Annotated in this window: 18 protein-coding genes; 3 read left to right on the forward strand and 15 right to left on the reverse strand. The window is 72.7% G+C overall.

Annotation, left to right across the window (positions count from 1 at the left end; genetic code table 11):
• Positions 1–95: 95 nt before the first annotated feature.
• The 3 genes from IF73_RS0119090 to IF73_RS0119100 are packed head-to-tail and all read right to left on the reverse strand — an operon-like array spanning position 96 to position 2,800.
• Entirely contained in the window at positions 96–1,271 is a 1,176-nt protein-coding gene (locus IF73_RS0119090; RefSeq protein ID WP_031009529.1) for a GNAT family N-acetyltransferase, read from the reverse strand.
• A gap of 18 nt (positions 1,272–1,289) precedes the next feature.
• On the reverse strand, positions 1,290–1,838 hold the full coding sequence (locus IF73_RS0119095; protein ID WP_234338273.1) for a MaoC family dehydratase: 549 nt from the start codon (positions 1,836–1,838) through the stop codon (positions 1,290–1,292).
• Positions 1,838–2,800, reverse strand: coding sequence for an HpcH/HpaI aldolase/citrate lyase family protein (locus tag IF73_RS0119100; RefSeq protein ID WP_158822050.1), 963 nt, complete (start codon positions 2,798–2,800; stop codon positions 1,838–1,840). Before IF73_RS0119100 ends, IF73_RS0119095 begins: the two co-directional genes overlap by 1 nt.
• Positions 2,801–3,034: 234 nt before the next feature.
• Between IF73_RS0119100 and IF73_RS0119105 the strand changes: the two genes are divergently transcribed.
• Positions 3,035–4,123: a helix-turn-helix domain-containing protein gene (locus IF73_RS0119105; RefSeq protein ID WP_063833446.1), complete on the forward strand. Its 1,089-nt coding sequence runs from the start codon at positions 3,035–3,037 to the stop codon at positions 4,121–4,123.
• A gap of 21 nt (positions 4,124–4,144) precedes the next feature.
• Complete coding sequence (locus IF73_RS0119110; protein WP_031009544.1) at positions 4,145–4,750, forward strand: HD domain-containing protein; 606 nt, start codon at positions 4,145–4,147, stop codon at positions 4,748–4,750.
• 125 nt (positions 4,751–4,875) lie between these two features.
• Here IF73_RS0119110 and IF73_RS0119115 read toward each other — a convergent pair whose 3' ends face one another.
• From IF73_RS0119115 to IF73_RS39615, 12 genes are all read right to left on the reverse strand, one after another.
• Positions 4,876–6,177, reverse strand: coding sequence for a M14 family zinc carboxypeptidase (locus IF73_RS0119115; RefSeq protein WP_051716996.1), 1,302 nt, complete (start codon positions 6,175–6,177; stop codon positions 4,876–4,878).
• Positions 6,174–6,419, reverse strand: coding sequence for a hypothetical protein (locus tag IF73_RS0119120; protein ID WP_234338274.1), 246 nt, complete (start codon positions 6,417–6,419; stop codon positions 6,174–6,176). Before IF73_RS0119120 ends, IF73_RS0119115 begins: the two co-directional genes overlap by 4 nt.
• A 92-nt stretch (positions 6,420–6,511) precedes the next feature.
• Positions 6,512–7,441 carry a helix-turn-helix transcriptional regulator gene (locus IF73_RS0119125; RefSeq protein WP_234338275.1) on the reverse strand — a complete coding sequence of 310 codons (930 nt, stop codon included), beginning with the start codon at positions 7,439–7,441 and terminating at the stop codon, positions 6,512–6,514.
• Positions 7,438–9,315 (reverse strand): glycoside hydrolase family 15 protein, encoded by a 1,878-nt coding sequence (locus tag IF73_RS0119130; protein ID WP_234338279.1) that lies wholly within the window; start codon positions 9,313–9,315, stop codon positions 7,438–7,440. Before IF73_RS0119130 ends, IF73_RS0119125 begins: the two co-directional genes overlap by 4 nt.
• A 5-nt stretch (positions 9,316–9,320) precedes the next feature.
• Positions 9,321–9,515 carry a DUF5999 family protein gene (locus tag IF73_RS0119135; RefSeq protein ID WP_031009558.1) on the reverse strand — a complete coding sequence of 65 codons (195 nt, stop codon included), beginning with the start codon at positions 9,513–9,515 and terminating at the stop codon, positions 9,321–9,323.
• A 69-nt stretch (positions 9,516–9,584) separates the two neighbouring features.
• Complete coding sequence (locus IF73_RS0119140) at positions 9,585–10,376, reverse strand: hypothetical protein (protein WP_031009562.1); 792 nt, start codon at positions 10,374–10,376, stop codon at positions 9,585–9,587.
• Positions 10,373–11,164, reverse strand: coding sequence for a GntR family transcriptional regulator (locus IF73_RS0119145; RefSeq protein WP_031009564.1), 792 nt, complete (start codon positions 11,162–11,164; stop codon positions 10,373–10,375). Before IF73_RS0119145 ends, IF73_RS0119140 begins: the two co-directional genes overlap by 4 nt.
• Positions 11,161–11,736: a GntR family transcriptional regulator gene (locus IF73_RS37770; protein ID WP_037879685.1), complete on the reverse strand. Its 576-nt coding sequence runs from the start codon at positions 11,734–11,736 to the stop codon at positions 11,161–11,163. Before IF73_RS37770 ends, IF73_RS0119145 begins: the two co-directional genes overlap by 4 nt.
• Before the next feature lie 760 nt (positions 11,737–12,496).
• Positions 12,497–13,108 carry a DUF6624 domain-containing protein gene (locus IF73_RS0119155; protein WP_051716997.1) on the reverse strand — a complete coding sequence of 204 codons (612 nt, stop codon included), beginning with the start codon at positions 13,106–13,108 and terminating at the stop codon, positions 12,497–12,499.
• Positions 13,105–14,253 carry a GntR family transcriptional regulator gene (locus IF73_RS0119160; RefSeq protein ID WP_051716999.1) on the reverse strand — a complete coding sequence of 383 codons (1,149 nt, stop codon included), beginning with the start codon at positions 14,251–14,253 and terminating at the stop codon, positions 13,105–13,107. Before IF73_RS0119160 ends, IF73_RS0119155 begins: the two co-directional genes overlap by 4 nt.
• A gap of 65 nt (positions 14,254–14,318) precedes the next feature.
• A complete protein-coding gene (locus IF73_RS0119165; protein WP_031009570.1) occupies positions 14,319–14,783 on the reverse strand; it encodes a hypothetical protein in 465 nt (154 codons plus the stop codon).
• A complete protein-coding gene (locus IF73_RS39615; protein ID WP_078868136.1) occupies positions 14,783–15,337 on the reverse strand; it encodes an ATP-binding protein in 555 nt (184 codons plus the stop codon). Before IF73_RS39615 ends, IF73_RS0119165 begins: the two co-directional genes overlap by 1 nt.
• Positions 15,338–15,547: 210 nt before the next feature.
• Between IF73_RS39615 and IF73_RS0119170 the strand changes: the two genes are divergently transcribed.
• A complete protein-coding gene (locus IF73_RS0119170) occupies positions 15,548–16,933 on the forward strand; it encodes a hypothetical protein (protein ID WP_031009572.1) in 1,386 nt (461 codons plus the stop codon).

Raw genomic sequence — 16,933 nt, forward strand, 5'->3', positions numbered from 1 at the left:
AGCGGGTGGATTCGGTGGGGCCGTACACGCGGGTGTGCGGGGCGTGCGGCGGTTCCTGCCGGTTCAACGGCCGGATGCCGGGCGGGGTGCGAGGGTCAGAAGTAGTCGGCGAGCCACGGCTCCCGGTCGACGGTGGCGGCCAGCAGGCGAGCGAGGACGGCCTCCTCCCCGCGCAGGCCCGCCAGCGCGGCGCCGGCCGGACTGCGGTAGCCGCTGGCGTACCAGAGCGCGAACTGCCCCATGGTCAGGGTGACGTCGGCGGTACGGCCGCGCTGCGCGCCGCCGGGAGTGAGGCGGGCGCTGCCTGCGCTGATGCTCAAGGTGTGGCGGCTGAATCCGGCGCCGTCCAGGTCGGCGAGGTCGAGCACGATCTCGTCGTCCAGGTGCCCGGGCCAGCCGCGCAGCTCGACGGCGCGGGCGGGGTCGAGGACGCGCAGCATCCACGGATGCCAGGCTCTGGCCGTCGCCGTGCCGACGCTCGGGAGGCGCTGCTGCAGCACCGGGCCGGGCGGCAGGCCGGTGCGCTCGAACATCACGGTGGCGGTGCGGCCGTGGTGCCGTCCGAGGAAGGCGAGCATCGCGTCGGCGGTCGGCGCGTCGGCGGCCCAGAACTCGTGCACGACCAGCTGCCGGCCGCCCGGGGTGCGCTGCGTCGCCGTCGCCAGGACACCGCTCGGCTCCCGCCCGTGCCCGGCGAACGCGTAGGTCTCCAGGTCCGGATGCCGCTCCTGCTGCCAGGCGCCCCACCACGCGGGGCGCTGCCACGGCCCGTTCCACCGCCCGGCCAGCCGGTCCCGCAGCTCCGCGAGCTGCGCGGTGTCGCCGTGGGTGATCTCCATCGTGTCGGCGGCGGCCTGCTTGAGGGCGGCGGTGGGCACCGTCCAGGAGAACACCTGCGCCGGGGCCTCCCAGCCCAGCCGCCGTACGTAGCCGTTGGAGGCCGTCCACAGCGTGGCGAGGACCGCGCCCTGGTCCCGCAGGGCGCGCATCCGCTCCTGAGCGAGGCGGGCGGCGAGGCGGTCGCCTCGTTCCTCCGGGGCGACGCAGCCGCAGCCCATGCTCGCGGCGGGCACCGGCCGGCCGCCGAACCACTGCGGCACGAGCATGCCCATGCCCCCGGCGACGACCCGGCCGCCGCGCAGCGCCACCCGTCGGTCCGCGTACGGCCCCAGACGGGTGACGTCGGGCACCGCCTGGCCGTATGCGCGGCGGGCCAGAGCGTTGTACTCCTCCCACTGGGCCTCGTCGGCCGCGGTGAACTCCACGTCCATGGTGGCTCTCCTCTTCTTCTAGTAGCCGGTGGCGTCGCGGACGACGTCCGGGTCGGCGGGGACGAAGAAGGTGCGGGTGCCGGTGACGACCAGCTCGCCTCGCTGGTTGAACCCGTCGACCCGGCAGGTGACGATGCCCTGGTCGGGGCGGCTGTTCGAGCGGCGGGCGGACAGGACGGTGCTGCGCGCGGACAGGGTGTCGCCGACGTGGACGGGCACCATCCACCTGACCTCGTCCAGGGCGAGGTTGCCGGTGGTCATGCCGCTGGTCGTGCGGACCGTCATGCCGAGCACGATGCTGAGGGTGAGCATCCCGCACACCAGAACCCGCGGGTGGCCGGTGCTGTGGCAGTATTCGATGTCGGAGTGGATGGGCGCTTCGTTGCCCATCAGCGCGAGGACCTGGACGTGCTCGGCCTCGGTCACCGTCCTGGCCGGCCGGTGCTCGATGACCAGGCCGGGGACGAGGTCGTCCAGGCCCAGGCCGACGACCTCCCGGAGGCGGCCGTCCTCCACCTGGCGGAACCCGGCCGGGACGGGCAACGAGGGCTGCTGCTTCTGCATCATCAGCTCACTTTCGTGACAGAGGTGGTGGTGACGGCGGGGCGGTGACCGGCTCGGCGGACGACGGCGAGGGCGGCCTCGACGAGCGGCGGCCCCACCATCACGCCGTCCGCCGTGGTGACGGCGCCACCCGCCTTCGCCGCCGAGGCGGCGGCGGCGAGCACTGCACGAGCGGCCTGCAGCTCGCGCGGGCTCGGAGCGAATGCCTGCGCAATGACGCTCAGCTGGCGCGGGTGGACCGCGACCTTGCCCGTGAAGCCCAGTTCGACCGCCTCCAGGGCGTCCCGACGCAGCCCGTCCTGGTCGTCGAGGGAGAAGAAGGGGGAGTCCACGGCAGGAATCCCGGCGGCAGCTGCCTCAGTGACGAGCTGAGCGCGCGGGTACCACATCGCCCGGGACGTGAGCTGGCATCCGGCCGCCGCCGCGTAGTCGGCCGCGCCGAAGAGCACGCCCGCCAGGCCCTGGGCGTGCACGATGCCGGGAAGTCTGACGACCCCCTGCGGGGACTCGATCAGCGCCCAGACCTTCGGCGGCGCTGGCGCCCCGCGCGTGGCCTGCACGACGGCCTTGATCTCGCGGCCCGACTCAACCTTGGGCACCACGATGAGGTCCGGCCACCGCCTCTCCTCGTCCATGGCGGCAAGGTCCCGCAGGCCCTCGGCGCCGCCCACCGCGTTGATCCGTACGCCCAGTAGCGGCCCGTCGGACCTCCGCGTCCGGGCACCGGCGAACGCCAGCACGGCCGCCCGGGCATCGGCCTTGGACCCGGCCGGCACCGAGTCCTCCAGGTCGAGCAGCACCACTTCGGCGCCGGATCCGACTGCCGTGTCGAAACGCGCGGGCGCGATACCGGGAGTCACCAGCCAGGTCGGCCCACTGGGCCTGGCGGGGACGGGCGGCGCGGAGTTCGCCTGGTCCAACGGAGACTGCACGTCGATCTCCTCTCGAACGATCGCTCCGGTCATTGCCCGTACGGGCACGACGGACCGGAAGCAGGAACAGGGAATCGGGTAACGGCACCCGGACGACCGGGCATCGAACGGGGTCGGCATCGCGCTGCGCGCATCGGCCGATGCTTCGAACCGCTACGGCGGTCCGGCTCGCCGAACTAGCCTAGGAAGAGCGCAATTTGAAAAAGACTCACTCCCGGTACGGGTTTGCCCTTGCGGGTACAGCCGGGGCGATCGGAAAGGACCGCCATGGGGAGCGGGGGTCGGACCGGCATCGGCGTGGTCTCGGGGTTCGTCCTTCGGATGCTGCGCGAGAGCATCCCCCTTCCGCAGACCGTTCTGGCCGAGCGTCTGGGTATCGACCTCGGTACCGTCCAGGGCTGGGAGAGCGGGCGCCGGCCGCTCGGTAACGTCCGCGCGATGGACCTGTTGCAGCTGCGCCGGACCTTGGCGCCCCTGGGCGCCGACGGATCCCTGCTCTGTTGGCTGGACGCCGCGATGGACGCCGACCGGATCCTCACCGCCGTGCTGCACCCCTCGGCAGACCCCGCCGACCACCCGCTGGCGGGCTGGGTTCAGTCCCGCGAGACGGCGCACCTGGTCGCCTGGGCGGTACGTGGCATCATCCCGCCCGCCCTGCAGCCGCACGCCAACCGCCGGCGCCGCGGCCCGGCTCCTGCCGGCCCCCAGCTCTCGGCCGCCGACCGGGCGGACTTCTTCGCCCAGCTTCGCCGGACCGCGGAAAGCGCCGGTCGAGCAGGGGAACGAGGACTGCTCCTGCGCCGCCAGAGCCTCTACCTCGCCTCCTACGACCCCGCCCCCGACGCCGAGGACTGGGCCGAGCAGGCGCTGCGCACCATGCGCCCGGCCCTGGCACTGCGCGACTACACGCCACGGTGGATCGAGGCCCGCACCGCCGCGACGGTCGCCGCCCGCCGGGGCGACCCCGTGCCCCTGTACGACTTCGTCGACGCCCTGGCCGCCGACCAGCACAGCGAGCTCGCCAACCTCGCCTACTGGGCCTACTGGCTGGGCTCCATGCCACCCACCCAGCCGGACGACGACTTCCTCCACCGACCGGACCCGACCGCGTGGAATCCGCCCCACCTGTTCCAGCAGCTGACCGGCTCGCTCCACGACGCACCCGGCACCGTCGACCTGTACGTGCACTCCCTCCACACCCTGCTCCGCCTCCACCCCTGGCTTCCGCTCGCCGATCCCGCCTCCGCCCGGCACCTGAGTGACCGCGCCGTCGAACTGCTCGACGCCAGGGTCCTGTCGCCGGTATCGCGCCACGACGTCGAAGCGGTCCACTACCGTCTCCAGCAGACGAACTGACGCACCGCCAGGAGCCACGACGTGCCCGAACCCGCACCCACCGACGCCGAGACCGCCGCAACAGCCGCCCTTCTTTTCGAGGCCGGAGCCCTGCGCAACCAGCCGCGCACCGGCTGGCCCTACGACGGCGTCCCCCTCTCCGCCACCGAGACCGTCGCCGAGCACAGCCACCGCACCACCGTCATCGGCGTCGCACTGGCCACGATGGAAGGCGCCGACCCCGCCCGCACCGCCCTGCTGTGCACGCTCCACGACCTTCATGAGACCCGCATCGGCGACCAGACGCCGGTCACCCGCCGCTACGTCACGACCGCCGACCCCCGGAAGGTGACAGCCGACCAAGTGGCCGGGGCCCACCCGGCCTTCGGAGACGCTGTGACAGCGGCCGTCGAGGAGTTCGAAGCCGGGGAGACCCTCGAAGCCAGGTGTGCCCGTGACGCCGACAAACTGGACTGCCTCTATCGCGCCTTGGAGTACCGGGCGATCGGATACCGCACCGACGGCAAGATCGAAAGGTGTCACGCCGCGTTGAAGACCGACTCCGCCCGCAGCCTCGCGGACGCCGCCACCGCGATGGAACCAGCCCAGTGGCAGCACGCGCTGCCCGGTGCACCAGCCGTTCACTGAGCTTCGCTGAACGGCTGCGATACCCCCAACGCCCCTTCCCAGCAGGCGCCGGGCGAGCGCGCGCCACAGCATCCCCGGGGGTGGCAAGAGGACAAGCACGCCGATGGCCATCACGGTGCGGCGGGTCACGCCCAGCCCTCCGGTCCAGGGACGCCAGGAGGCACTGCTGAGAGCAGTCCCGCCGTGGCCAGGACCATCTCGGCCTGGTAGCCGGCCGTACGCGACAGCGGCATGGGCCGGGGCCTGAGGGACTTCTCCGCCCGGTGGCACCAGGAGAGAAGGACGGCCTCGCTCTTCGCTCGCAGAGCCTGGCGCTGTTCGCAGTCCGGAGCGGCGGCGAGGAACTGGTCAGCGTGCCGCAGGAGCATGCCCGCGGCGCGCGCCGGAATGAGGAGGACGAGGTCCTGCTCCCGACTGGCCTCAGGGGTCTCCTGGATCTGCCGGACCATCAGGCGAGTGATCGAGCAGATCTCCTTCGCGGAGGCCAGGAACACGGTTTCCTGGTCCGAAGCCGCCATGAGTTCGGCGATGAGGTCGCCGAGTACGCAGCGGGCGTCCTCGAGAATCCCGATGGTCTCCTGGGGGGAAAGCCTGATGGGGGCGGAGGCCCACATCGGGACCTCCGGGAAGAGACCGAAGCCGCCGTGCCGGGCGGTGTAGTGGGCGCTGCTGGATCCGGCAGGTTCCCACTCGCGGTCGTCGCCCCCGCCGCGAGGACCGTCCGTCTCGGTGACGGCCGGCGGCGCCAAGAGGAATGCGCCTGCTCCGAAGGAGGGCAGACCGATGCAGTCCGACGGGGTCTCCTCGACACGCAGGCCGTACCGTGCCGCCAGATCCGCCATGGTCTGGGGGAGGGCGGGCTCGGCGCGGGAGGCCATCGCCCACACGCCGCCGGAGTCGCTGCCGTGCAGCGAGACGGTCAGTGCCGGCCGCAGGTCGTCGATCACACTCATGAGGGCGCGGGTCTCCGGCAGAGTCGCGTCGAAGGCGGGGGAGGGGAAGGTCCACTCGGGCTGAGCGGCGGCCACGGGCCGGTACATGCCGCGGTGGTACGACTCCAGCGTCGGCGGCCAGGTCGTCGACCACCAGTCCTGGTTGGCGGCGACGCCGTCGGGGTCGGCGCAGCCCACGAGGTGCCAGGAGACCTCCTCCCGGGCCTGGGGGTGCTCGGCGATGTACCTGGCGAGCGCCGGGATCGCCGCGAGCCCGATCGGCTCGTTCGGGTGCGGGGCGCCGATGACGAGGACCTGCTTGGGGCCGCCGGGCAGGGTCAACATGGTCATGGCGCGGTCGGCGCGGGAGCGGCCGATCTCGCGGAGGGTGCAGACGGCCGGGTGCTCGGCGGCGGTCTTCGCCAGCTCCCGGTCCAGCTCCTCCAGCGTGGGCGGCCGGTCGCCGATGTAGGGGGCGAACGGATCAGGGGTCACGACCAGCCCTCCCCGCGGACGGCGCCGTCGGTCAGCGGAACGTCTTGGTGGGCGGGCCCCGGCGCGTCGGGCGCGTAGCGGTAGGTGCGGGTGCTGGTGCCTGCCGTGGCGTTGGCCGCGTCGTGCGGCTGCTCTTCGGCGTGCGGCTCCAGGTCCGGCACGGACGCGGCGGCGAGGCCGCGGACCCTGTCGAACTCGTCGGCGACCAGGCTTCCGGTCAGGGCGAGACCAGCGGCATTCACGCCGAGGAGCATGAGACCGGGCACGGTTTCGAGGAGATCGAGGGCGGACCACCCGCCTCTGAAGGCGGGAACGGGTAAGCGTGCCTTGCGGATCACGGAAGTTGCTCCTTTTCGGGAGCGGGGTGGACGAGGCCGGGAAGGAGTTCCCAGACGGCGGCCAGGGCGATGAGGTGCGTGTCGCTGCGGGCGCCGCACCGCTCACGCAGCTCGCCGACGCGGTCGAGGAACGGGCCGGCGGGCCGAAGGTCTTCGGGAAGGTCGTCCTCCGTGGCGAGACCGGCGAGGACGCGCAGGACGGTGGGGTCGGCCTTGGCGAGGTCAGGGGCGAGCATCGACACCGGAGGCGGAGAGACGTGGCCGCCCGCGAGCAGGGCGGCGGCCCTGCGGGCGGCGGTCGGGGCGCCGAAGCGGCGGCCGATCCAGGTCAGGTGCCGACGGACGATCCCGACAGGCAGGCTCAGCTCCTCGGCGATCTGCGCATCCGACGCCCCGGTGAGCAGCAGCCGCCCGACGTCCCGCTGGGCCGGGGTGAGCGGGCGCGGCGTGACTGTGGCGGCTGCGCGGACCAGCGCCGCCGCGGTGCCCGGCGGTTCGGCCGGCGAGGGAGCATCGCGGGCGGTCAGGAGCCGGGGGTCGTGCAGCACGCGGTGCAGGTCGGCGGGCGAGGTGGAGCCCAGGCCGGGGGGCACGGCCCAGTGGACGTCCAGGCCGCCGGTCGTGGTCAGCGGGGGGATGCCTATGGACCGGCCCTTCGGCATGACCCGCACGCCGTGGGGCCAGTCCTCCGGGAGGACGGAGCCGGACGGCAGGAGGAAGTGCCAGGCCCGCGTCGTGCGGTTGGCGAGGACGGGGCCGGTGCGCGGCCCCAGCGCGGTCAGTGCCGGGCGGGCGAGGTCGGCTGGGACGCGGATCGCGGTGAAGTCCTCGCCGCAGCGGGCGGGCAGGGTCTGGCTGCTGTCCGGCATCCAGTGCGGCATGTCCCAGCGGCTCAGGGCCGGACGCGGTCGGGTCCTGGTCGTCACGACTCCGCTCCCGCCGGCTCGGGGATGCCGCAGGCTTCGGGGCTTGCGGTCTTGGCGGTCGCGTCGAGGTGGGCGATGTGGCTGAACGCCTGCGGGAAGTTGCCGAGCTGGCGGCCGGTGGCGGGGTCGTACTCCTCGGCGAGCAGGCCGAGCCCGTTGCGGATGGCGAGCAGGCTGGCCAGGGCGATGCGGGCGTCGTCGGGCCGGCCGATCGCGGCGAGGGCCTCGGACAGCCACCCGGTGCAGACGAGGAACCGCCCCTCTTCACCGGCGAAGCCATCGGCCCCGACCTCGCCGGCGTGGGTCCGGTAGCGCAGGAGGAATCCGTCGTCGGTGCCCAGCTCGCGCTGGACCGCCTCGACGGTGCCGATGAAGCGCTTGTCGTCGGCGGGCAGGAAGCCGGCGAGCAGGCCGTGCAGGAGCGAGGCGTCCAGCTCCCGCGACCCGTAGGACTGGGTGAAGGCGTTGAGGTCGGAGTTGTATCCGTGCTCGCACACCTCGGCGTGGATCTTCTCGCGCAGCGCCCGGAGCCGGTCCAGGGGGCCGTCGGCGTGGCCGGCCTCGATGGTGAGGACGGCCCGGTCGACGGTCGCCCAGGCCATCATCTTGGAGTGGGTGAAGTGCCGTTCGGGCCCGCGCATCTCCCAGATGCCCGAATCCGGCCGGCCCCAGACCTGCTCCAGTTCCGTGGCGAGCGCGACGACGAGAGCGCCGAGACGCCGGGCCCAGCTGCCGTCTGCCAGGGCGAGCTCGTGGAGCTCCATGGAGAGTTCGCCGTAGACGTCGATCTGGAGCTGGCCCGCGGCGGCGTTGCCGATACGGACCGGCTTCGATCCCTCGTACCCCGGCAGCCAGTCCAGCTCCCGCTCGGGAAGCTCCGTCTCGCCGCCGACACCGAACATGATCTGCAGGCGACCGGCGCCGCTGATGGCCTGCGCCGCCCACATCGCCCAGGAGAGCGCCTCGCGCAGGTATCCGTACCGGCGAAGGGTGCCGGCGGCGAAGGCGTCGTCGCGCAGCCAGCCGTAGCGGTAGTCGAAGTTGCGGGTGCCGCCGATCTCCTCCGGCAGGGAGGTGGTCGGGGCGGCCACGATCGCGCCCGTCGGGGCGTAGATCAGGGCGCCCAGGGTGAGCAGGGAGCGGACGACCGCCTCGCGGTCCGGACCGGTGTAGGTGCAGCGGGCCGCCCACGCCTCCCAGAAGTCGAGCGTGAACTGCAGCAGGGCGTCGTCGACGGGGACGGGCGGCGGACTGTCCACGCCCTCCCGCCAGGAGAGCCCGAAGGCGACCGTCTCACCTTCCGCGACGGTGAAGTCCGCGACGAGATCGGAGCCTTCGATGCGTACGCGGGCGTCGGCGTCGAGCCACAGCCGGGCGTCTTCGCCCTGGGGGAGGTCGATGGCGTGCCGGTGGTCGAAGGCAGTGATCCGGGGCGCGGTGCGTCCGTAGTCCGGGCGGGCCCGCAGCAGCGACCGCATGGTCACCTTGCCGGTCACGCCGGTCACGATCCGCACCAGGCGCGGGGACCCGCCGCCGGGCACCATGAAGTCGCGGACGGCAGCCGTGCCGGTGTCGCAGACCCATGTGGTCTCAAGGACAAGGGAGTCGCCCACGTACCGGCGGCTCGAGCCCGGGACGGCGGTGGCGTCCATGAGGCAGGCGGGCGCGATCTGCCAGAAGCCGTGGTCCTCGGTGCCCAGGAGGCTTGCCAAGACGGCGGGGGAGTCGAAGCGCGGCATGCACAGCCAGACGACGGAGCCGTCCCGGCGGACCAAGGCGCTGCCCTTCTGGTCGCCCAGCAGCCCGTGGTCCTCGATCCGCGGACCGGCGGCGAGCGTGGGGCCGGCGGTGTGCTGGCGGGGGATGTAGGGCAGGGCAGTCACGCGGCCACCGCCGTCGTGGGGCGGTGCGGGGCGATGATCCGGCCGTCGGGCAGCAGCTCGCCGGTGTCCTCGAAGAGCAGCACGCCGTTGCACAGCAGGGTCCAGCCCTGCTCGGGGTGGGACGCGGTCGGGCGGGCCGCCTCCCGGTCGGCGGAGTCGGCGGTGGGGCAGGCGGGTTGGTGCTGGCACATGCGGCAGTCCTTGAGCGAGAAGGAGCAGGGAAGAGGACAGAGGCGGGCGAGGCCGGAAGCGGCCGGGGATCAGGCGGACCGGCGACGATCAGGGCCGAGGATCGGGTCGGCGGCAAAGCCGTGCCGCGGCTGGAACGCCGCGTCCCGCCAGCCCCAGCTCACGCGGTACGGTCGGCCGGGCTGCGAGGGCTTCGTGACCCACAGGGGGGCGTAGCCCTCGCGGTCGGCGAGGAAGCGGGCGGCGACGAGCGCTTCCTCGCCGTCGGCGATGTCGAGGTGCCGGGTGGGGGAGCGCCCGGTGGCCGGGGCCGCCAGGCGGTAGCCGCTGAGCAGGGGCACGATCAGCCCCCGCCCGGTCTCTGGCAGGCGCGAACGCTGGGCGTGCAGGGCGGCGAGGTCGGCGGCGAACGGGACGTTGCCGAGGATCTGCCGCTGCCAGGCGTGCCGGATCAGCGAGGGCCGCGTCGTGGCCTTGAGCCTGGCGGAGGTCTTCTCCAGCAGGTAGGTCGCCTGGTAGGAGGTCATTGCCCGCCGGCGTGCGTAGGCGGTGAGGGTCTTGCCGGCGGCGAGCGCACGGACCACGTCGAACCCGTCCGCGTCCAGGAGGAGCGGGTGGAGCAGAGGGGGAGGTGGCACAGCGCCGCAGGCGTAGCCGTGGTGGACGAGATGCGGCCGGACCACGGTCTCCAGACCGAAGCACCGGGCGATCTGGTCGAGGCGGTACCGCACGCGCGCGACGGTTCCCAGCCCGAGCCGGGCCGCCACCTCCGGGTCCCTGTGGCCGTCGGCGATCAGCTCCAGGACCTGCCGTTCCAGGGGAGGCAAGGAAGCCGTGACGAGCGAGGGCGTGAGGGCGGTCATGCCGCTCCCGCCGCGGTCTCATCTACAGCGGGGCTCTGCTGGAGACCGGGAGCACTCGCGCGGGCGCCGGTGTCCAGTGCGACGGCGCTTCCGCTGGCGCGGAGCTCCACCAGCTTCCTTTCGGCCAGGTCCGCGAGCGCCAGGTCGACGTACGCGGCCGGCACCCGAAGACGCCTGGCCAGCGGTCGGCGGGGAATCCGGGCGGCGGGCTTCAGCGCCCCTGTCTGGATGAGCTGTTCGATCTCCTTGGCGACCGACCCGACCGAGGGGCAGGGGGCGAGCGTCTCGCGCAGCGCCCGCAGCATCTCCCGGCCCTGGCCGACGAGGACGCACGCCTGGGCGTAGGTGCCCCGGACCGACTGCTCGGGAGGGGTGAGCGCCGCGATCCACACGTCCCACCGGGCCCGGTCGGCCGGCGAGTCCGTCGTGTCGCGCCGGGTCCGGGCGAGGCTGAGCCACGGCTGCGTCGAGGCGTAGACGCGGTGGAAGGCACCCTCGATGGCTTCCACCGGCCAGTCGGTGCGCCGGCCGGTCACCGGCCGTAGCGCGTCGATGTCGGCTGTCAGCATGGTCGCCGTCCGTGCGACGGCCGGGTCCGCCGGGCGGCGGAGAGGGAGAAGAGGCACGGTCACTCCGAAGTCGAGAACGGGGAGGCGGCGCGGTAGACGAGGAAGCCGGCGGTCTCGTCGGGGTCCGGCCGCCGCGGGCTTCTTCTGCCTGAGCCGGACGCTCAGCCCGGTCAGGCCGAGCGGCAGCAGGGCGACGACCACGGTGAAGGCGTCGGTCACGGCTCGCCCCCCGTTCGTCCGGCGGAGCCGACGAGAACGTGCAGCGCGCGCTCGACGACGTCGGGGTACTCCGCCCGCGTCCACCCGCCCCGGCGCATCGCTGCCCGCAGGTCGGCCAGGAGAAGAGCCTCCCGGGCCTCCCGCGAAGGGTCGAGGACGTACGTCCCGGGCGTCTCGAACGTCTGGTTCGGGCGCAGCAGGCCCTCCAGCCTCAGCTGGACCAAGGCCACCTGAACCGTCGTCCGTGACGTGTCGAACTCGATGGCGAGGGACTGCTGGGACGGCATTCGCTCGCCGGGCTGGTAGGTGTGGTCGGTGAGCCGCCGCCGGATCGCCTCCACGACCAGGTCGGTCGCGGTGCTGGTGCGGCGCTGCGGCCGGCCTGCGGGCTCGAGGGCCCGCACACCGGGAAACCCGTCGAGCGCGACCAGGCCCTCGTCACGCAGGACACGGGTCACGGCCGTGGCCATGAGCTGGGTCTCGCCGAAACGGGCCCGCAGGCCGGCCTGGGTGCGCACCGTCCCGGGCCGCCAGACGCCCGAGCGCAGCTCCTCGCGGAGGGTGAGGAGCATCGGAAGGTCAGGACCCGCACCTGCTCCGTGGGCGCGGGGGAGCTGCTGCGCGCCAACCCCCGTCCGGTCGGGACCGGGCATGCCGGGGTCCGCTGGGGGGAGTGCCGGGGCGGCGTTCCGGCGGATCGTCGAAGAGGCCCTCATGGGCAGGCTCCCTTCTGGTCGTCTTGGGCGTGCTTGTCGTCGTGGGGCGGTGGCGCTGCTCCTGTGTTGCCGGGGCGCCGGCCCGGCAGGCGGGGCACGATCTCCACGAGGAAGAGAGCCGCGCCGCAGAACGTGGCGACGAACAGGGCTCCCCACCAGGTCATCGGTTTCCTCCGGTCTGCGGCCGCTGCCGCACCAAGTGGTCGGCCAGGGCACTGCCCCCCACTCCCAGGGGGCGTATCTGCATAAAAGGGGTGATCTTGGGGTGTGGGGTGCCGTGCCGTCCCCGGACTCCTGGTCCAGGCGAAGGGGGGAGGGCCGGCCGCGAGCTCCCCCACGGAGGTGCGGCCGGGGCGCGGACGGGTGCGCCGCCTCCCTCGGGTGAGGAAGGCCCCGGTTCAGGTCCGCGCCGTCAGGACGGTGCGGGACGGCCCTTCGGCGTCAGTTGATGGCGGGCCGGCACGTGTGTTCGGCCTGCCGAACGAGCCCAGCCGGGTGTCGTAATGGTCTTGCGGTGGCAGGTCCTCATCGTCCGGCGCCCGTGCCAGGCCCTCGTCGCCGAGCCCTCGGGCCTTCTGCCGGAGGCTCTCGGCCGCCTCCGAGGCGGCAGCTGTGGTCATGCCGCGCCCACGAGGACAGCGGGCGCCGCCGCGCCGAAGCACGGGTCCGCGGCTAGACGGTCACGCAGCTTTTCCAGTGCGAGGCCGGCGGGCGGGAGTCCCACCGCGGCCCGGCGCGCGTCGAGGTCGCCGGCCGGTTCGGACACCGCCTGCCGCTCGGGCCCCTCGGGGCCGAGGCGGTACTGGGTGCCGTAAAGCTGCGGCAGGTCCCCGTTGACGAGACACCGGTCGTAGAGATGAGCCCACTGCCACAGAGAGGCGGTGCCCCGGTCCACGGCCTCGTGCATCAGCCGGGAGGCGAGCCGCTGGATGTCGGCCCGGGTGTCGGCGCGAAGGGCGAGACGCCACGCGGCCCTCCCGCCCTCCTCGCCGACGAGCGGCACGCCGGGCCAGCCGTAGTCCGAGATGGCCCGCGCCAGGAACGCGGTGTTGACGTGATCCATGTGGCGGCCGGCGCCGACCAGCTGGTCGGCCGGCTGCATCCGGGCCAGCCGGGCCCAGTGCTCGTCAGCCCTCTCCGCCCGGGCGATCAGTTCGCGCGCGAGGTAGGGGTGCATCGGGGCGGTACTCATCGCGCTCCGGGGCTGGGGCAGGCGGCCGGTGCTCACGCGGCATCCCCCGCGAGGTCGAGGACGTCCAGGACGGCGGTGGCCACGCACGCCAGACGCCAGACCTCGATCTCCCGCTCCGCCGGCCAGTCGTGCAGCGCGGCGGTGACGGTGTACCCGAGGACGGCGTGTGCGTCCGGGGCGTCCGGGCGCCGGCGGGCGGCGAGCGGGAGCAGATCCGCAGCGGAGGCGACCAGGCTCTGGCGCACCTCCCGCAGCGATTCGGCGTCGGGGGCCGAGCGGCGGTGCCACCAGACCTTGGCACGGCGGCAGCTCTTGCGGAGGCCGGCGCGGTCGAGATTTGTACCGGACGGCGCCGCACTACGCAGCCGCCTAACCAAGTCCTCCAGCGTGGGCGGCCCGCTCACCGGGACCGGCGGCACCGGGCGGACCACCGCTCGCCTGCTGGGCTGGACGGAGAGGTACCCCTCCTCGTGCAGCCGGTGCAAGGCCCGGCTGACGATCGGCCTCTCGGCGGCGAGAAGCCGGGACAGATCCTGCTGGCCGGGCAGGGACGACAACGGGGGATAGATACCGGTGGACACCAGTGTGCGCAGCAAGTCGGCCGCGACGGTGACCTGGTCACACGTCTTCCTGCCCGCCACCAGGACTTGGTTCGAGTGCCGGACCACGACCAGGCCGTCGGCCGCGAGGTCCTGGAGAGCGAGGTCCACCCGCGTGCCAGAGGCCGAAGTCAGTCCTGCATCCGCCAGGATCCGAAGACGCGACAGCAGGGTTCCCGGGGGAAGGACGCCGTCGGCAATCCCCCTGCGCACGCGGTCCGCGATCTCGCTCACGCTCGGCCCCGGCAAGAACGCCTCCGTCAGCTCCCGCAACAGCAGCCTCGCGGCCGAGCTCGCCCTAACGAAGTCGGCTTCGGAACTGGTGCGTACCTCGTCGATGAGGCTCTGCCAGCGGGCCTGGTCGCTGGGCGAACCCTCCGCCGCCTGTAGACGCCCCTCGGCGACCGGCAGCCAGGGCGCCACCAACTGCAGCACGCCCTCCGCGTCGCCTCCGGACACCCTGTCGTACTGCTTCCCGAGCCGCCTCAGCGCCGCCAGGTCCGACCGGAGCCGGATGAGCGTCGGGTCGCCGACGGGCTCGGCGTTCTGCGGGTCGGGCGCGGCTTCGAAGTCGGCGGTCATGATGCTCCGGCAACGGGACGAGAGAAGGGAACGGGTGGGGTCGACGAGCACAGGGAGAGGGGGCGTCATGGGCTGTCACCCCTCACCAGGTCCAGGAGGTCCAGGAGCACCTGGGCGTAACGGCGCAGGTAGCCGACCACGTCATCGCCCTCGGGCATGCCCCGATGGAGCGCACGTGCCTGCGTGATCAGCCGGGTCGGAGCAGGCCGGACCCGAACCGTCGCTCGGGTGATGGCCGGCTCGGTCGCACGCCTGAGCTGGAAGAGGATCCAGGCCACGTCCTCCTCGGAGAGCGCGCCGGCCTTCAGCGCGACCTCCTCGCGGCGTCGGGGCCGGAAGGGGAGGCGTCCCAGCAGGGCACCGGTCGCGGACGGTGCTGCCGGGGGCGCCGGTGCGTGGCAGGGATCCATGACCGCGTCGATGGCGGCGAGCAGGTCCTCCTCGTCGTCCGGCGGGTCGTCCGCAACAGACTGGCGGAGGGCCGTCAACGCCCAGACCATAGTGTTCACGTCGGAGCTCGCGGCCAGCATCACAAACCCTCCACCAGCAACGGCGGGACGTCCAGCTCCATCCAGACCGTCTTTCCTCGGCCTGTTCCTGGTTGGACTCCCCAGTTCGCGGCTAAGGCGTCGATCAGACGCAGTCCGCGGCCCCCTTCGCTGTCTCCGCTCTCCGGCCGAAGCCGGGGCCATTCGTCCGAAGCGTCGTGCACTTCGACACGGACACGCCCACGCAGGTAGGAAGCCGTCACGGTGAATTCCACTGCCGACTGGTTGCGGCAGCCGTGTTCCACTGCGTTCGCCATCAGTTCCTGGGCTCCGAGCGCGACGTCGTCTGCGATCGAGGACAGTCCGGAATGACGCATCAGTCGGTGCAGCTCTCGGCGAGCCCGGGGAACCACGGAGAGGTCTGCCGGGAAAACCGAAACGGCCTGGAACGGACGCTCGCCGTACGACACCGGCTCGGCGGTGGACGGGGTGCGCGGCTGTACACCGGCGATGTCGTGTTCCTGCGGGCTACGAGCGTGCACCATCGTGGCGGTGCACGGCGGGCAGCGGCCGGCCGCGGGATCGTGCACGTTCATCAGCTCCCCTTCTTGGCCCCTGCAGGGGCCAATTCCGGTCACCGTCCTCGCCCGTAGGCGTGACAAGGCCGATTTCGTTGCATCGCAGGAGGGTTGGAGGAATATCGTCCTGACGAGGAAACCGTGCTTGCGGGTCCGCGGGTATCCCGGCGGCCTCAGCGAGGCGATGCACGTGATGCAAGATCGTTTCAGGGACAGGGGCGCACACTCGTGAGCCGGATGCGCAACACCAAACTGGACGCTCTCGTCCAGGAACTCGGCCTGTCGCAGCGACAACTGGCCGCTCGCTTCCGAGTTGTCGCGGCCGAGAATGGCGCCACAGAGCTGCTTCGATGCGATCAGTCGCGCATCGCCCGATGGATCGGAGGCGCGATCCCCGAGGGCCGGGCACCGCATATCTTGGCGGAGACGCTCACCCGTGGCCTTGGCCGTGTCATCACGCTTGCCGACATCGGGCTGGAGCAGGAAGACCGAGCCGCGCCGCCGGCACCCGGGTGGAGCGTCGACGCCCTCACCACGCTGGCGACCCTCGGGAGCACGGACATGGACATAGAGCGACGCCAGGTGCTGGCGCAGACGGCCTACTCGGTCGCGGGGCTGGTGCTCCCCTCCGAGGCCGAATGGCAGCAGGCTGGGGAACGTGCTCGGGCCAGGAAGCCGCTCTCGCCGCGCAACGTCACCCTCGATGACGTTGCCGGCGTTCGCGAGATGACGACGTTTCTCTCTCGCCGGGACCAGGAGCGCGGCGGGCGCGGTGTGGGGCGCATCGCGCTCGTCGCATACCTGCGCACCGATGTCGTCGAGCTTCTCTCCGGCCGGTTCCCCACCGACCGTGTACGCCGGGCCATGACCTCTGCGGCAGCCGAACTCGCCTACCTCGCGGGATGGACGTCCTTCGATGCGGGCGAGCACCCGATTGCGCTGCGGTGGCTGACCTTGGCGACCCAGCTTGCCGAGGAGGCCGGCGACGCTCCTCTCGCCGGACACGTGCTGCGTGCCATGGCCCACCAGGCAGTCGATCTGAAGCAGCCGGCGGAAGCTATCCGCCTGGCAGAGGGATCCCTCTCCGGCCGCCGCTACCGGGAGGCGTGTTGGCGGGAGAAGGCCCTTTTGGGCGTCGTGCACGCCCGGGCTCTTGCCGCCGCCGGACACAAGACGCAGGCCGCAGCAGCACTCCTCCAGGCCGAGAAGGACCTCGTGCGTGCCACCGGCGAAGGCGAAGAACCGGAGCGCGTCTGGTTCTTTGGTGAGGCCAGCCTTGCCCACGAAACTGCCGCCGCGCTGAGAGATCTCGGCGACTTGAAGGGCGCTGAGAGGGAGTTCAAGCGCAGCGTCCGCACCCGTCGGACGCAGTTCAAGCGCACCCACTCCGTGACCTTGGGATACCTCGGCGATGTACAGGTCCGGCAAGGGCAGCTCGACGCGGCCTGCGCTACCTGGAAGCAGGCGCTCGACGCGATGACCAGGGTGCAGTCCGGCCGTGCACGAGAGGCCGTCGTGCAGATGCGCCGGGCTCTGAGCCCGTTTCGAACGCGGGGTGGCAGCCCGGCTGCTGAGCTCGACGCCCGGGCGCGAGCAGTGCTCGCCGACCGCTGA

It is taken from the genome of Streptomyces sp. NRRL F-5727, assembly GCF_000719555.1.
Classification (GTDB): Bacteria; Actinomycetota; Actinomycetes; order Streptomycetales; family Streptomycetaceae; genus Streptomyces.

Bases quoted from the DNA above. Each gene is read 5' to 3' on its own strand.
- IF73_RS0119090 (WP_031009529.1), bottom strand. From the start codon at position 1,271: ATGGACGTGGAGTTCACCGCGGCCGACGAGGCCCAGTGGGAGGAGTAC.
- IF73_RS0119095 (WP_234338273.1), bottom strand. From the start codon at position 1,838: ATGATGCAGAAGCAGCAGCCCTCGTTGCCCGTCCCGGCCGGGTTCCGC.
- IF73_RS0119100 (WP_158822050.1), bottom strand. From the start codon at position 2,800: ATGACCGGAGCGATCGTTCGAGAGGAGATCGACGTGCAGTCTCCGTTG.
- IF73_RS0119105 (WP_063833446.1), top strand. From the start codon at position 3,035: ATGGGGAGCGGGGGTCGGACCGGCATCGGCGTGGTCTCGGGGTTCGTC.
- IF73_RS0119135 (WP_031009558.1), bottom strand. From the start codon at position 9,515: ATGTGCCAGCACCAACCCGCCTGCCCCACCGCCGACTCCGCCGACCGG.
- IF73_RS0119140 (WP_031009562.1), bottom strand. From the start codon at position 10,376: ATGACCGCCCTCACGCCCTCGCTCGTCACGGCTTCCTTGCCTCCCCTG.
- IF73_RS37770 (WP_037879685.1), bottom strand. From the start codon at position 11,736: ATGCTCCTCACCCTCCGCGAGGAGCTGCGCTCGGGCGTCTGGCGGCCC.
- IF73_RS0119160 (WP_051716999.1), bottom strand. From the start codon at position 14,253: ATGACCGCCGACTTCGAAGCCGCGCCCGACCCGCAGAACGCCGAGCCC.
- IF73_RS0119165 (WP_031009570.1), bottom strand. From the start codon at position 14,783: ATGCTGGCCGCGAGCTCCGACGTGAACACTATGGTCTGGGCGTTGACG.
- IF73_RS39615 (WP_078868136.1), bottom strand. From the start codon at position 15,337: ATGAACGTGCACGATCCCGCGGCCGGCCGCTGCCCGCCGTGCACCGCC.